The sequence below is a fragment of the Aureispira sp. CCB-QB1 genome (assembly GCF_000724545.1).
Taxonomy (GTDB): Bacteria; Bacteroidota; Bacteroidia; order Chitinophagales; family Saprospiraceae; genus Aureispira.
Window position 1 is genome coordinate 19,887 of the sequence record NZ_JHBV01000138.1, and the last position, 15,583, is coordinate 35,469.

Annotated in this window: 11 protein-coding genes; 2 read left to right on the forward strand and 9 right to left on the reverse strand. The window is 35.8% G+C overall.

The window, feature by feature from the left end; translation table 11 throughout:
* Nucleotides 1-17: 17 nt before the first annotated feature.
* Nucleotides 18-3,038 carry a PD40 domain-containing protein gene (locus tag CG11_RS26630; RefSeq protein ID WP_052599951.1) on the reverse strand — a complete coding sequence of 1,007 codons (3,021 nt, stop codon included), beginning with the start codon at nucleotides 3,036-3,038 and terminating at the stop codon, nucleotides 18-20.
* Between the two features lie 447 nt (nucleotides 3,039-3,485).
* On the opposite strand from CG11_RS26630, the gene CG11_RS26635 reads away from it, so the two are divergent.
* Nucleotides 3,486-4,172, forward strand: a complete 687-nt coding sequence (locus tag CG11_RS26635; protein ID WP_052599952.1) for a recombinase family protein — start codon at nucleotides 3,486-3,488, stop codon at nucleotides 4,170-4,172.
* Between the two features lie 72 nt (nucleotides 4,173-4,244).
* Here the strand turns inward: CG11_RS26635 and CG11_RS26640 are convergent, their stop codons facing one another.
* The 3 genes from CG11_RS26640 to CG11_RS26650 all read right to left on the reverse strand — a co-directional run bounded on the left by CG11_RS26640 (nucleotide 4,245) and on the right by CG11_RS26650 (nucleotide 7,929).
* A complete protein-coding gene (locus CG11_RS26640) occupies nucleotides 4,245-5,963 on the reverse strand; it encodes a hypothetical protein (protein WP_052599953.1) in 1,719 nt (572 codons plus the stop codon).
* 2 nt (nucleotides 5,964-5,965) lie between these two features.
* Nucleotides 5,966-6,451: a T9SS type A sorting domain-containing protein gene (locus tag CG11_RS26645; protein WP_052599954.1), complete on the reverse strand. Its 486-nt coding sequence runs from the start codon at nucleotides 6,449-6,451 to the stop codon at nucleotides 5,966-5,968.
* Between the two features lie 224 nt (nucleotides 6,452-6,675).
* Entirely contained in the window at nucleotides 6,676-7,929 is a 1,254-nt protein-coding gene (locus CG11_RS26650; RefSeq protein ID WP_052599955.1) for an NAD(P)/FAD-dependent oxidoreductase, read from the reverse strand.
* Between the two features lie 354 nt (nucleotides 7,930-8,283).
* On the opposite strand from CG11_RS26650, the gene CG11_RS30260 reads away from it, so the two are divergent.
* Complete coding sequence (locus tag CG11_RS30260) at nucleotides 8,284-8,502, forward strand: hypothetical protein (RefSeq protein ID WP_156039930.1); 219 nt, start codon at nucleotides 8,284-8,286, stop codon at nucleotides 8,500-8,502.
* Nucleotides 8,503-8,564: 62 nt separating this feature from the next.
* Here the strand turns inward: CG11_RS30260 and CG11_RS26660 are convergent, their stop codons facing one another.
* The 5 genes from CG11_RS26660 to CG11_RS26680 all read right to left on the reverse strand — a co-directional run bounded on the left by CG11_RS26660 (nucleotide 8,565) and on the right by CG11_RS26680 (nucleotide 15,572).
* A complete protein-coding gene (locus CG11_RS26660) occupies nucleotides 8,565-10,220 on the reverse strand; it encodes a hypothetical protein (RefSeq protein WP_052599957.1) in 1,656 nt (551 codons plus the stop codon).
* 133 nt (nucleotides 10,221-10,353) lie between these two features.
* Nucleotides 10,354-10,962 (reverse strand): hypothetical protein, encoded by a 609-nt coding sequence (locus CG11_RS26665; protein ID WP_052599958.1) that lies wholly within the window; start codon nucleotides 10,960-10,962, stop codon nucleotides 10,354-10,356.
* A 77-nt stretch (nucleotides 10,963-11,039) separates the two neighbouring features.
* The gene (locus CG11_RS26670) at nucleotides 11,040-12,329 is read right to left on the reverse strand and encodes a phenylacetate--CoA ligase family protein (RefSeq protein ID WP_052599959.1); all 1,290 of its coding nucleotides are present in this window, start codon (nucleotides 12,327-12,329) and stop codon (nucleotides 11,040-11,042) included.
* A gap of 17 nt (nucleotides 12,330-12,346) precedes the next feature.
* A complete protein-coding gene (locus CG11_RS26675; protein ID WP_063833225.1) occupies nucleotides 12,347-14,038 on the reverse strand; it encodes a C45 family peptidase in 1,692 nt (563 codons plus the stop codon).
* A gap of 10 nt (nucleotides 14,039-14,048) precedes the next feature.
* On the reverse strand, nucleotides 14,049-15,572 hold the full coding sequence (locus CG11_RS26680) for an NAD(P)/FAD-dependent oxidoreductase (protein WP_052599961.1): 1,524 nt from the start codon (nucleotides 15,570-15,572) through the stop codon (nucleotides 14,049-14,051).
* Between the last annotated feature and the right edge of the window lie 11 nt (nucleotides 15,573-15,583).

Here is a 15,583-nt window from a genome sequence, read left to right on the forward strand (position 1 = left end):
AGAAATATAGCTAGGGATTATTCAATAGCAGTAAAGTGCTGTACTTTTAGTTTTATTAAATCCTTTTTTTCGTTATTAGCTTGCTCAAAAGGCTGCAAACTACTAGCAGTAGCGGTTGTAATTTGTCTATCTTTGCAACCTTTGGCTACTAAAAAGTCTTTGATTGCTTTAACTTTTTGTTCAGCAAGATCAACTTGTTCGGATTCTACCATAATCGAGACCGTCATTTTTAGTTGTATGATTTGATCAGCTAAGCGATTTAAGGTAGATAGAGAGGTTTTTTTGAATTGAGTACTTTCCCCTTCAAAAGAGATATTGTGCAGTAAAAGCCATTTTGTCTTTCCCTTCAATTCCTCAAGTGTTGCTATTTGGATGTTTTTTTTAGTAGAAGCTTCTGAGAGAGTTACTTGTTGTCCTACCGAAAAATAATTTTTTTTGGATATAAAATAACCATACTGTTTTCCAATAGGCAATGGAAGTACAAATTGGCCTGTTGAAGGATCATTTTTTAATTGCCCTAATATTTTACCCGTTTCCAAATCTTCCCAACTAATATCTACTTGTATTGGTTTATTATTATGATCAACAACGGTGCCTGAATAGATCGCAACAGGTTTGGGTTGATATTTTTGAGGCAACGAAATATAATAAATATCATCTTCACTATCTGAACTCATTGCAGAGAAATAGGCTGTTTTGCCATCAGTACTAACACGATAGCCCCAATCGTTTTGACTAGTATTGATTGTTTTTCCTAAATTAATAGGAGTAGACCATTTTGTCCAAGAGTCATCCAAACGAGTTGTCATATAAACATCTAAATGCCCCAAGCCACCATGTCCATCAGAGCTGAAATAAAGGGTTTTCATATCAGGGTGCAAAAATGGTGTTCTTTCAGCAAAAGGAGTGTTTACCATATCTCCTAAATTGATTGGTTCTTGCCATTCTCCTTCAGTATTTTTTAGAGCAACAAAAATATCTCTGTTTCCTGTATTGGAGCCATGAAACCCATTGAGATTGCTTTCTTGCCAAAAGTCCAAGACTTCTTTTCTTTCAGAAACATACAACAGGGCATTTCCATCACTAGAGATCATGGCATCAGCATCCCAGTAGGGAGTATTGATTGTATTAGAGAAAGGCACAGGCTTAGACCAAGTATCTTTTTGATAGGTTGATAACAACATATCCCCCTTTCGAGTATGCCCATCAAAAATGATTAGTTGTTGTTCATCCGCAGAAACAGCTAAAAGTCCTTCGTGCTTATTTGTGTTGATGCTTTCCAAAGCTTTAGCCATTTGCCACTCTTGGTTTTCAAAAGAAGAAACATAAATATCCTCATTAACACTTCCTTGTTTGGGTTTATTCAATCGACAGAAGTAGATTTTTTTGTTATCAATAGAAACCAAGGGACTATATTCTGGATTAGAAGAATTGATACCACCTCCCAAAGCTAATTTGGAAATAGCGGGTTCTTGTGCACTAAGTAGCGCTTTTAAGTTGGTAATTTTAGTGTTATTTTGTCCAAAAGTGGGAGCAAATTCGTTGACTTGGTCTAAAGCTGAATCCCAGTTTTGAGCATTGATGGCAGGTTCTATCAATCGTTGTAGAGCAACAAAAGCTCTTTCTTTGGGAGCGGCAGCACGAATGTACGCTTCGTATTGTGCTCTATTTTGTGATGTAGGAATTTCTAATAAATTAAGTTTTGCACCTTGCTCTGCAAGTTTTAAATCTCGTTCTTGTTTTTCAATGTTTTTATATTCAGGATGTTCCATCATAAACTGATTGATGGTTCCCAATTCCCCATCGCTAACATAGGAGTCATAATAAATATCTAAGACAGCATCATAATAAGTACTATTGGGAAATAGCGTTAAGAATGTCTTAGCTCCTCTAAATAACCCCTTTTTCTTTAGAGCTGCATACATAGGAGCCTCCAATTCTAAAACATATGGAGAACTAGGACTTTTTTTAATGAAATCCAGAATTAGTAAGATATCTTCTGTTTGCTTTGCTTGCTCAAACAAGGGTTTGTCTGCTTTTTTTTGCGCTGCTCGAACATCAGAATTAATAGCATCTTGAAATGGATAGTTAGGATAGGCTTTTGCAAATTCTTTGACCGCATTCGTTCCATTTTCTTGCAAATACAAGCGGTAAAAACGAAGCCATATTGCTTCCTTTTTTTCGTAATTGGGATAGGCACGAACAAAGTAATCGTAATCGACAATATTAGTACCTGCCATTATAATATCATACATATAGTCTTTGGCAAACTTATTAAAGGGACTATGTGGATAGGCTTCGGTAAAATTTTGATACTCCTTTAGACTTTTTTTACGGACAATTTTCATCAAAGCATAAGCAGCTTTAGGGTCTCGAACGTATATGTTGTCTCGGTACTTTTCTTCAAAATTAGGATAAAATTGCCAGCCCTTTTCCTCTATATAACTTTCGAGCAGTTTCTTTTGAGCTCGCACCAACAATTCTTTATTAAAGCGTTCTGTTGTGATTTCGTGCTTTTTGAAAAAATCAGCATATGCAGCAAATGTATTTATTTCTGAAGCATATTGAAAGGCGAGGGCATCACGAATTTGAGTCATACTTTCTACTTGTTGGCTACTAGCAGTCGTATAAAGTGCCAAAAAACGTTCCGCAAGACTCAAATTATTGGCTTGAGAGGCGTCCTTGTGAGCAGTTGATACAATATCACTTTGCAATTTGCTTAAACTTAGTTTGCTCAAACCTTTGGCTTGTACTCTGTTTTTGTCTGCTTTACTTAAGTTTTCGTACTCTTTGATAGCCCTCGAGATATATTGGTAAGATTTCTCTATATCATACTCCTCATAGGCTGGAGCAAAATATATTTTTGACAATTCATACAATGAAATTGGTTTGCTAGTTGCCTTTTCTAAGTCGTTTTCAAAGGCTTCTATAGCCGTTTCATAATCACCTTTTGAGACTAATTTTTTCCCTTTTGTAATCTGGGCATCCAAGGAAGTACTTATAAAAAAAAGTAGTATTATAAATACAGAGTATTTCATAATTGATAAATAATTAGTGAGGATTTTTTTACCTTTCTATAATGTTTTTAAAAAAGTATATGTATTAATATCTGTGGAAGAGGGGGTATAAATGTATACTAATGCCTGAAAGGCAGCTTTAAGTAGTATTCATATTATATCATAATGGGGTGATCGCTACAAATGCTCCCATTAAGATAGAATTAAAAACAGTTTTTTCAATAAAAAATAGAAATTCAATTTCTTTATAATGAGGTATAAAAGAACAATTTTGCTTGATTTCTAATCAAGCACTTAGCTTCTTTGTATAAAGCAGCAATTAGTTTATAATACCTTTTAGGAATTTTTTACCTACGAATCTACAATAAAACAAGGCGTGATTGCTTTGTCATTTTATGTTAAAAATCAAAAGTTACAAATTAGTAACCCTCCTAACAATTTTGTAACTTAGAAACAAAAAGATTCAAAATGTCAAGAAAGTATGTTATTTATTATCGAGTTTCTACCAAAAAACAAGGAGAAAGTGGTTTGGGGCTAAAAGCCCAAAAAGCATACTTATATCATTTTTTGTCAGAAGAGGTTGTGGTAAAAGAATTTACAGAAATTCAGAGTGGCGGGAGTGTGGAAACTCGTTTGGTTTTGCAAGAAGCATTAAGGCTTTGTCAAATGGAAGGTTATACTTTGGCTGTAGCTAAGATTGATCGTTTGAGTCGAAAAACAGAAGATGCTCTATCTATTTACAATTTATTAGAAGGTCGTTTGTTTAGTTGTGATATTCCCAATCTTGATAAGTTTACATTGACATTGTTCATGGCAATTGCTGATCGAGAGCGAGAGTTAATATCCATTCGAACCAAACAAGCTCTTGATGCTAAAAAGTTGGAGATAGGGGAGTGGCGAAATTCTACTTTTACAGAAAAAGCACGTCAAAAAGGACAACGACGAATTCGAGAGAAAGCACGTTTAAATCCTAATAATCGACGTGCAACAGAATTAATTCTGTTATATAAAGATAAAGGTTTGACCTTGCAAGCGATTGCTCAGAAACTGAACCAAGCAGGTTTTCGTACTGCTCAAGGAAAATTGTTCCAAAAAACAACAGTTTCTCGCCTTTGGAAGCGTTCGCAAACTCAAATAAGAGGTATCGAATCTTAATCCTACACCCCTGTTATATTTGACAAATGTAGAGCGAACTCATTAAAGAATTCGCTCTATTCACCAATATTTTTACTTCATTATTTTGAGTGTTTGTTGCTTGACAGGCTGAGGATTGGCATTAAATAAAGCTTTATCTTGGTCTGCATTGTATAAAGATGGGATCAAATAACGACCTTTTTCGTGTGCTCTTTTTTCAATTTCCACAGTACGCTGTTGAGGATTTTGTTGTAGGTACAAGTCGTTTCGTTCTGCGTAAATAGACCACGATACTTCTTTTCCTGCCGTTCCTCCACTGATAACAAATTGGTTGTTGCTACTTGCCTTTTCTTTGATATACAATGGCATATAAGCGCCAATTGGAGTTAATTGATAACTAACATTTCTATTGATAGCACTAAAATAATCAGGCAGCTGAACAATAGCATTTCCATCTACATCAAATGTAGCTGTCCCTCTATAAACATTTAAGACTTCATTCGATTCAATACTAAAATGGCGAAGGAATTTATTGTCAGGGTCTTGTGGGTGATCAATACGGAATGTTTTGGTTCCTGTAGCTCCTAAGTTGCCATTTGAATAAACGCCATAAGCACCATTTTGTGCTCCTAAATATCGATCTTCCCCCAAAACACCATAGAAACCTTTTCCACCAACACCAATTCCATTACCAAGAGGAGCGACATTGTCAAAGTTTTCACCATAAACACCGAAACCAGTTGATTGCCCTGTTTGTCCAACACTACCATTAAAACCAACACCCAAAACACCATGTCCACCAACGGTTCTTAAGTTGCTACCATAGACGGCTGCCTCAGCATTGGAGTTAGCATCGGCTTGTCCTGCAACTCCCCAAGCTGCGCCCGTTGTATTGCCAATAATTCCTGCGACAATATTAGAACTACTATTGGTGTTTGCTTGGATGGGAGAGAAAGTATTGGCAGCGTTGGTTGTGTTACTAATAAGCCCAACACCTGTATTGGTATTTTCAACACGAAGTGCAGTACTGTTGGCTATATTGGCAGTAATAGTAACTTCACCTGCATCAGCAGTAATCATTCGACCAGCTCCTGGACCTCCAAAATCATATGCATTGTCCAAAGAGCCACCACTAGGAAGTGTTACGGAATTGCCATTACTAATACTTAGAGTTGAACCCGTTAAAGATAGGCTCTGTAATTCATTATTGGCAATATCGTCGTTTAGAATAATACTTCCACCTCCATTGGACAGGGTAATCGTATTGCCTATTTTAGAAATAGTTTGAGCACTTCCACTGCCGCCACTGGGTAGGGTAATCGTATTTCCATTGCTTATGCTCAATGAGTTTCCAGTTATGGATAAACTTTGCAACTCATTATTAGGATCGGCATCGGCATCATCGGCATTGTCGACGCTAGCAGCGTGCAAGGCATAAGGCACAGAAAGTAATTGCACAGTTCCCATATCTTGATAGGCTGTTCCTCCTGTTTCATCCATTTCTACTTTCAAGTAGTGACTATTTGAGCCCCAATTAATAGTATTAAAAGTGCCATTAGCAACAACTCCTTGACCAATTTTTAAGGTAAACAAACCAAACTGATTGGTAGTAGGTGTGTGGGTTTCGACGTACAAAATAGCACCTGTAGTACTTCCTGAAATGATTGATGCTCGAATACTAATATTTTGGTTGATGACGGGGGAACCATTGTTGGCTCGGGCAATGGCTTGGTATTGAAATGCTTGAGGAGCTTGTGCTGTCAAACTAACTGTACAACTTAGTAGTAAAAAGAATAGTATAATATGTTTCATGTCTATCGTGTTTTTTGAATTTTAAATGTTTTGATAATCTGCTGGTCCAAATCTTGAATGCGAAGTAAGTAAGTCGCAGAGGGAAGATGTTGCAAGGAGATATTCGTCTGACGTTGGGTAATTGAGTAATGACCAATAGATTTTCCTAGCATATTGAATAGTTCTGCTTTTAGAGTTTTGTCCGTTTCTTTTTGAAATGTAATTTGTTCGGAGGTAGGATTAGGATAAACTTGTAGGCGAATGTCCTGGTTTAGTTTGATATCAACAGATAAAGGATTTACATCAATTGGTTGTTGAAATCCTTGTGTAAGAATTGCTGTGTTGCTGCTTTCTGTCGAAATCATCGGTTCTCCTACGGTCCAACTTAATGTTGTTCCTGTAGAGGTGTTGCTAAAATTTCCTGCTGAACTAATGACAAATTGTTCTAAAGATTGAGCATAAGAATAGGTAGCCAAAAATAGAAAATAAAAGAGGATGTGTGTTTTCATAGTTTAAATTGTGGGGTTAACAAATAATAGGTATGTGTTGTATATTTAAAATACAATATTTTGAATTAACTAGTGTCGAATTTGCTGTAATTATCATAAGACAATAAATTCATAATCAAAAAAGTTGCCATAGAAACAATTCTCCAACAGAAAAAAGAAAATCCTCTAGCCAACGTTTGACTAAAGGATTGATACATCTTTTTATTACAATGATTTAAACTCATTTATTGGCTAGCGGCGGCAGCTTGTTTTTGACGACGAATAACATCGGCTAATAATGGAATTGCCCGGCGGTGTTTTTTTACATAAGGGTTGGTTTTATCCCAAACATAACCAGCCAATACAGAGCAAATTTGCTTTTTGAAACTAGGATCTTTTTCTGTTGCAAAGAAAATAGTTTGAAGGTTGCCTGTATACCATTCTTTGATGTAAGTTCTAAAAACTTCAATACCATGTTGAATGTAGTTGACATAATCTTTTTCCCAATCAACGGGCATCCCATTTAATTGACGATGGAGTAGTTCTCCTGCAACAGCTCCCGTTTCTGTGGCAAAGGTTACTCCAGAAGAAAAAATAGGATCTAAAAACTCTGTGGAATTGCCAACCAATACATAACGATCTCCATACATTTGCTTGACACCTACAGAATATCCTTTTATGACCTTAGGAGAAAAAACAAACTCTACATTTTGAGCATAATTGTCTTTTAGAGTAGGATGCGTATCAAGCAATTTTGTGAATAGATTTTCATCATAATGATCTCCATATTGCTCCAAAAATTCAGCATCTCCTACAAAACCAATAGAAGTAACACCTTCTTGAATGGGGATAATCCAAGCCCAAGCAGTACCTAGGTCAATAATTTCAGTAAGAAGTTCGGTGTTTTCTGTATGTGGCTTATCCTTGATGTGAGCGAAAAATGCCGTACGAGCAGGAAAATTAGAAGGACGCCCCAAGTCTAGTAGTCGGGGAAGAACTCGTCCATAACCACTTGCATCAACAACAAATTTTGCTTCTATTTGATATTGCTCTCCTACGTTATTTTGGATGTTAATGAATGCTTTTTCATCATCAAAAACGACTTTCTCGACACTTTCTTGGTAAGAGAGTGCTACCCCTTGACGAACAATTTCATCGGCTAGTGTTTTGTCAAAATTAGCGCGAGGCATTTGATAGGCATATTCCCAACCATTTGTAAACTGTTCAGAAAAATCAAAGGTGCAAGACTCATTGGCAGCACGAACAAAGGATGCCCCTCGTTTGTAAGGAAATTGTTGAGCTTGTACCGCTTCTAATAATCCTGCTTTTTGCAGATTATCTAAGCAGCGAGGTAGCAAGCTTTCTCCAATGACAAATCTAGGAAATTGTTGCTTTTCAACAACTTTTACTTGATGTCCGTTTTGGTGCAATATCGCTGCTGCGACACTACCAGCTGGTCCTGCGCCAATAACTAAAACATCGACTTTTTCTATTCTCATTTATGTATTATTCATTTGTTTAACTTACACAAGATACGAAAAAGCTTTTGTAGTGTTTGGTTTTGTTCATTGATTTCTTGTATGATAACAACGATTTGAGATTGTTGAAGGCTATTTATTGGGGGCGTGCTCAAAAAAAGTTATTATTGTGCTTTTTACAACATCATAAAACTAATCACTATGAGAATTCTATTTTTAATCTTATTTAGTTTGCTGTGGAACGCTAGAATAGTTGATGCGGCTGTTAGCTATTCTTGTTCCTCTGAAACTATAATAGAGAGAAAACTCCCCATTGAAAGAAAGTATAAAAAGTTACGAAAAAGAAAACGAATACGAAAGGCAAAACCTAATAGAATGAAATCCTCAAAAGTGGGGTTGGTCTATATGATTATAGGGATATCAATAGCAAGTGTTGCCTTATTAGTAGGATTGATGATATTTATTTTATTAAACCCTACCTCTTGGGTACTGTTTTTAATTCCTATACTATTTTTTATAACAGGAGTTTCTATGGTAATTTCAGGAGCTGTACATAGAGGAAGAAACAAGGATTGGGATATTGATTATCGATAATAAAAAAATAAGCTTAGGGGATAGAACCTAAGCTTATTTTTACTGAATGCGATCACTTATGATTATTTAACTTTGATTTTAATCATTACATCCTCTTTTTTGCCTTTATACATCTCTAAAATGAATTCACTCTCAGATATTTGTAGTATTTTTCCAGTTCGGAAATGTTTAACAGAATACCCATTATCTAGTTTTTTGGTATCAAAAATAGATACTTTACTAACTTTTCCTGTCTCATCATTGACACGATAAGCTGTTAAGAATCCTCCTGCTCCGTCAATATGCATATGAGGACGTTTATCCAAACTTAATTCCATATTTTTTACATTATCCATATAAAATAAATAATGGTTACCATCTAACTCTACGTGCTTAAAACCAAGACCTCCTCTATATCTACGACTAGAAGTTTTCTTTGGCATCTTTCTCATCCATACCAATTCACCTTCTTTATCAATTTTAGTCATTAGAATATCTTCATAATGGTAAGTATAATATCCTCCACTTCTAGATTGGTGGTAAACTCTATAAAATTGCTCACCTAATATGATGATACTTCCATCGTCTTGTACACTAACTTCTCTTAATTCAAGGTAAGATAGTTCCGCTTTACCCTTACTGTCTTTTTTCTCGTTTCTTTTTTGAGTACCTAGTTTTTGGTATTGATTGATAATTTCAAGAGGAATAGGGTAGAAATTCTTTTTATCAATTCCTCCTTCTTTATTGACATGGAATAAAAACATACCATCAGCATTCCCCTCACTAATCTTTTTATTTCCAATCCACTCACCATTAGACCAGTTACTTCCTGTTTTTTTATTATAAAAACCCGCACAAATCATATGTTCTTCAGAACCTTCATACAACCAAATCTCTTTGATAAAGTAATTCTCAATAGCTATTTTAGAACTTTTTATTTTTTTGTTAGTAATATCAACTTTTAATAGCTCAATATGATAATTAGCTCTTTTGTTTTTTTTGCCAACACCTTTTTCATTTTTATCACTTCCATCAGCACGAACCTTAGCCAAAATATAAGGGTTGCCTTCTGAATCTATATGGTAATCAATATTATCCATCATTTGCTCTGTATAAGGCATTTCTATTTGATTGCCAGCAATTTTAGACATATCTTCATCAAACACATACATTCCAATAATATCTTTACTGATAGCATCGTTTCGCTTTGCTGGTTTTTTACGGCATTGTATTAATAGTTTAGAGTGATCATGAGAAAGTAAAAAAGAAAATTTATCGACCGTTCCTACACTCCAAAAACCAATAACAGCAACAGGAGCGCCAGTTAATTTTCCTTTAACAGCAATAACTCTTTTTTCTTTCCCCTTGAAAGAACAACCGTGAAAATCAATTTCTCGGTAAAATAGTTGTTCGGTTTCATTTTTTTTGTCCCAAAGAGAGAAGAAACAGTAAGCTTTATTGTTAAACCACATCATGTGTTCAATGACAAAACCTTTAGGCAAGTCGCTAAACTTGTTCCTTTTTAGTTCTTTCATTGATTTTGCATCAAAGCTTTGCATATAGATGTCTTTACCATCTTGCTTAACACTAAGCGTTTTTTGATGATTGGTAATAGAGAAATAATACTTTGCAGCACCATCAATGACGCGATATGGTTCACTAACTGTGTAGTCAAATTTGTCTTGGCTAGTTCCTAAAAATGGAATAAACAAGAACAATAAAAAACATATATTTTTCATAGTTTGAAAGTTTATAGAATTTAGTTGAAAAATGAGGGGGCAAAAATACAAAAAATGTTTGCTTTTATCCAGATAAAACAAAAGACTGTAAAATTAATTTTACAGTCTTTTAATTATGGAAGGGTGTGTTATTTTATTTCAATGCTTTCTTAGAAAGGTATTTCCCAAACTCTTTTCCTGTTTTGGCATATGCTTCAGCAAGACGAACTCCTGTGTCCCAGTCATTTCCACCAAAAGTTCTACCTTGACCAGAAGCAGACAGTTTTGCAACCACCTTATCTGACCCTGTTTCTACAATTGTAATTGTTGTTTTAATTTCAGCATTCTTTCTCGCTACATATACGTTAAATCCAGGTTCTGAAAAATCTGTATTTACAATGATTGTATATTTAGTGCCAGCAGGGTCAGTAGAAAACTGTAGACCTGATTTTTCAGTGTATTTAGAGACTAAGTCCAAAAATTTTGGTTCAAACCTAGTTGCTCTATCATTAATCCACGCTTCTTTCCATGAATCACCTCTACCAGCTTCTTTTTCATTATAGTCTTTAACTTTTTTCTTTATGTAGTCTTCTTCTTTCTTAAATTTCCCTACAGCCATATTATCGTAAGTAAATTTAACACCAACTGTTTTTTGACCTTTTAGAACCTTGATATCTCCTTTTTGTACTCGAACTTGAGCTTCTAATGAGTTTGTTGCGAACAATAGGGCACCAACCATAAATAAGAACATGAATTTTTTCATTACAATGAATTTTTAATTAAAGTTTAATAAAATATGCAATATGTAATTGGTTTTAGTTAAATATAATACTTTTTATTTTAACGATGATCAAAAAATAAAACAGGTTTTCGGCTCATAGCAGGAAAACGCAACGCATTGATTGTCTCAAAACTTGTAAATTCAACTTTAGGCGCTACGCGTAGTTTTGCCCTAAAGTGATCCTTGACCCGTTTTTGAAAACGAGTAGAAGTATCTTTAGAAGCCACCTTGATAACAATTTCGTCGGTTCCAATATCATTGGTAAAGACCTCAATAACAAATGCTTTGATTGCTTCAAATTGATTCAACAAATTATACAATGCAGGAGGATACAAAGTAGTTCCCTTATATTTGATCATTTGACCTTTGCGTCCAATTACGGGACCAAGACGCAATGTTGTGCGCCCACAGGGGCAAGCATCTTGGTACCATTGACAAATATCGCCTGTTTTGAACCGCAATAAAGGCATTGCCTCCATTTGTAAGGTACTAATGACAACTTCTCCAGCTTCTCCTTCAGCAACCGCCTGACCATGCTCATCTAATATTTCGACCAGTATTAATTCAGGATGATGATGCCCTCCTCGGCTGTGGCTACATTCTGTGAAAGCAGTACTCATTTCGGTAGATGCGTAGGTTGAGTATAGTTCAATATCCCATAAGTCTGTAATTTTTTGACCCAATGTATTTAAGGAAAAATCTGGGTTTCTTAAAGACTCGCCAATACAGATGGCTTTCTTGATGCTGCTGTTTTTATAATCAATGCCATTCTTTTTGGCATATTCAATCAATTTAAAGATAAAAGAAGGAACAGCAATAAGTGCAGTTGGTGAAACTCGCTTGATGGTATCCCATTGTAAAGCAGGCAATCCTGACCCAACTCGTACTATTCCAGCACCTAATTTTCTAGCACCTAAGAAGTACGCCAATCCTGCCATAAAGCGACGATCAATAGTTGTGGTTAGGAGTAAAATATCTGTATCATCAATACCCGCACTAGCAAAAGAAGTCGCTTCATTATAAGCCAAACGATCTAAATCTTTATCTGTCAAGGCAAATGTGACTGGTTTTCCCATGGTGCCCGAAGTAGTGACATAGTCGATAATTTTGCGACGATCAACACAGATAAAGGCATCGTTGTTTTCTTGCAAATCTTGCTTGGTTGTCAACGGCAACTTTGGCAAGTCCTCTAAGGTTTTGATGCTTGAAATATCAATGTTATGCTCCTTAAAAGTACGTTGATAATAAGGCGAATTTAATGCAAGATAATGTAGGAGCTTTTGCAATTCTTGATCTTGAAAAGCTTTAATTTTTGAAGGATTTGCCGTTTCTATAGCTGGGATTTTCATATTAAATACTTACTGTTCTAATGTTTTTGATTGGCTTTTTTGGCAATGGATAACTTTTCTTCAATAGCCGTTCGTTCCGTTTTGGTCGCAATTTCTTTAGTCAATGCCTCTTTGTAAACGGCAATAGCTTTGGAATAGAGTTCTTTTGAGTGATAAAAGTTACCTGCCAATTCGTAGGCATGATAATAATCTGGATTTAGTTCAATAATACGTTCTGCTTTGGTTAAATCATGCTCTGAATAAGCTGTGCCATTGGCAGTTAGTAAAGTTAATTCTTTTTTTAATAGCCTAAAAGCTACGTAATCTTGAAATTCTGGAGAGGCTGCAAAAGGATCTTCGGGAATTAACAAGGAGTCGATCCCTAGGGATCGACTAGGCACTTCTTTTAAGCCAAATACTTGGTTCAAATCATAAGCAACAAATTCTCCTAAATTGTAGGGAGCTGTAGAAACCCACATCAATCGTTTTTCGGGCATGAAGATTACCGAATGATGTCCCAATAATTGGTTCAATGCTTTTTCATTTCCGAATCCAATGTCTTTTCCTTGATGCCCTTGTTTGTCTCGAAGAATTTTAGCCGCATCGAGATAGTCAACTTCGTTGATTTCGTTTAGGAGGTTTCGGGTGCGAATTTGGCGATAATTAGAGGCAGATGATTGGATATTAGTTTGGTTGTCTATATCCGTTTGGAAGCTATCACTTTGATAGTGATTCGAGCAAATAATACTCATGCTATCAGATCGATACAATGCTATTTTATCAATAGATTTTTCGATAATAGCAGTATAACCATCTTCCGCAGAACCAATCATCAACGATTCTGAAACAAAAGTTTCGTATTGTTGCGCAATCTCAAAAGCCTCGTCTATATTTTTAGCATATTGTAATATTTGTCGAGCAACAATCGAAATAGGAGTTTTGGCAGAAGTAGGCAAGCCTGATTTAGCCGCATTTAAAGTGACTGTTAGCCCTTTTTCATTCATTCCAGAGACTACACCCAAAAAGCCACCCCAAGTTATAGTAGCTAGTTTATACCCCTCTTCGGGGTTAATAAATAAGATGATTTTATCTTTGGCAAAATCGTCTCCAACATAAAAGTCAAAATTACGTCCAATAATCAAATTACTATCCGTGCTATTTTCTTCCCATGTAGAAAAAGAAGTACAACCAACAACTGCATAGTCTTTGAGCGCATGACCAATATCATGAGCGGCGTGGTAATTTAAAATTCGTTCATAATTAGAACCGATGCTGTTGAATTCATCGCTACAAAAATGCGTCTCTCCATAAATTTCTTGCTGATATTCTAATGGAATAAACTCGTCTAAGTTACGATTAAAAAAACCAACCATGTATCTCAATAAATAAAGAAACGCATCCGAAGGAATTAAAACTTTGATTTGGCGGACAAAGTAAAGTTCTTGCTGAACAATTAATTCTTGTGCTAAGTTTCCCAAAATAGCACCCCGCTCAAAAGGCTTGCCTTCGACATAAGCTTCCCACAAACCATATTCATTTTTACGCAACCAATTGTTATGAATCGTATAAAAATCAGGTGCTTGCTCTGTTCGTTGCAGCTCCCAAGCACTCGTATCTTTGATTTTTGGAGGGCTAATATTGAGCCACCATTCCAAGAAAAGAACTAAAAGCACTATAAAAATCAAAAGATTGCGCAATCGTTTGCCCCATTTTTTTAATCGTGTCATCATCTAATTTATATTAAGTGGCAGATACAATGTCTGTCAATAATTTTTTTCTTTCAACCAAACCAATACAAGCCAATACAGCACTAACCGTAACGCCTAGAATACCATGCATATTAATGTTTTGTCCTGTTAAGCGCAAATTGGGTATTCTTGTTTGAACTGCCAATGCCGTGCGCATGGGATCTTGATAATTTCTTTCAAATCCATAAAAAGATCCTGTAGGACAACCAATATAGTCCCTAAAAGATAGTGGAGTAGAGGCATGTGTATTGGTAACATTTCCTTTTAATTGTGGGAATTGTTTATAAACCTCTTCTAATAAGATTGAAGCTTTTTCTTCTTTAAAAGCCTCATAAGAAGCACCTCTAGAGGTTTCTTGAGATACGGTATTAAATGTATTTTCCCACCTCTGAACTTCTTTGTAATCCATATAACACATGGCAGCAAAGCTATCGGCATGAGTAGGCGATTTGCTAGTTATGGGAGTCAATGCCAAGTAAGTAGAAGGCCAATCCTTAGAATTATTTTCTATAGCATTCCAGACCTCTTTTGTTTTGTGGTGATAATAATTGCGATTGATGTATGGGACGGTATTAGGTTTCAAGGTATAGTGCGCCGAAAAAACGGCAGGAGTAGCTTGTGTGTTGTTGATACGGTTGAGATATGCTTTTCTCAGATGTCCTCGATCTTGGCGAACAAAACGACTCAATTGGCTGGGATGAGCACTAGAAATTACCTGTTTGCAATTCAATGTTTCACCTGTATCTAATAGAACCGATTTTATAGCATTTCCATCAAAAATAAATTGATCGACTTCCTTTTGTTTGAAAATAACACCCCCTTCTTTGCGAATTTGCTTCACCAAAAGTCTTGCAATTTGAGAGCCCCCATCAATACATCGCCAGGCACTCTCTATATAACTGTTCAAAACCATAGCATGCAAGTGAAAAGGAGTCGCAGAGCCACGTCCTGCATAAAGAATATTATTACCACCCAAGACAGCTTGAAGGGTAGGATTAGAACTAAAAGAGGCAATTTTATCTTTTGCATTAATTGCTAAATGACTCAAATCACTAGGATAAGAACTGTGAATGTCTAAAAAATATAATGGAAATTTTTGGCAAATATCTTGAATGGCTTTACAATAATTTTTAATCGCCAAATGTTCTTTAGGAAATTGTTGAGCAAGACTATCGACAAACCGTTCGTGTCCTTGTGCCATTTTATACACCGTATCATCTTCTCCAAAACCAATGGTATCAAATGCCTCCATATCCATGCGTTGGAGTTTCAACGTATCTCTAATACCCAAATACTTAAAGTATTGGTTGAGTGCTTGTCCTTCGCCCAATCCACCAATATAATGCACCCCTACATCAAAAATGCACCGATCTCGAACAAAGGTTTGCAAACAACCCCCTACCTGTTTGTTTTTCTCTAATACAGCGACTTTGTAGCCTGCTTTGCTGAGGATATAAGCGCAGATGAGACCACTCAAACCGCTTCCAATAATAATGATGTCGTATTGTTTTTCCAAAGTTGGGATTT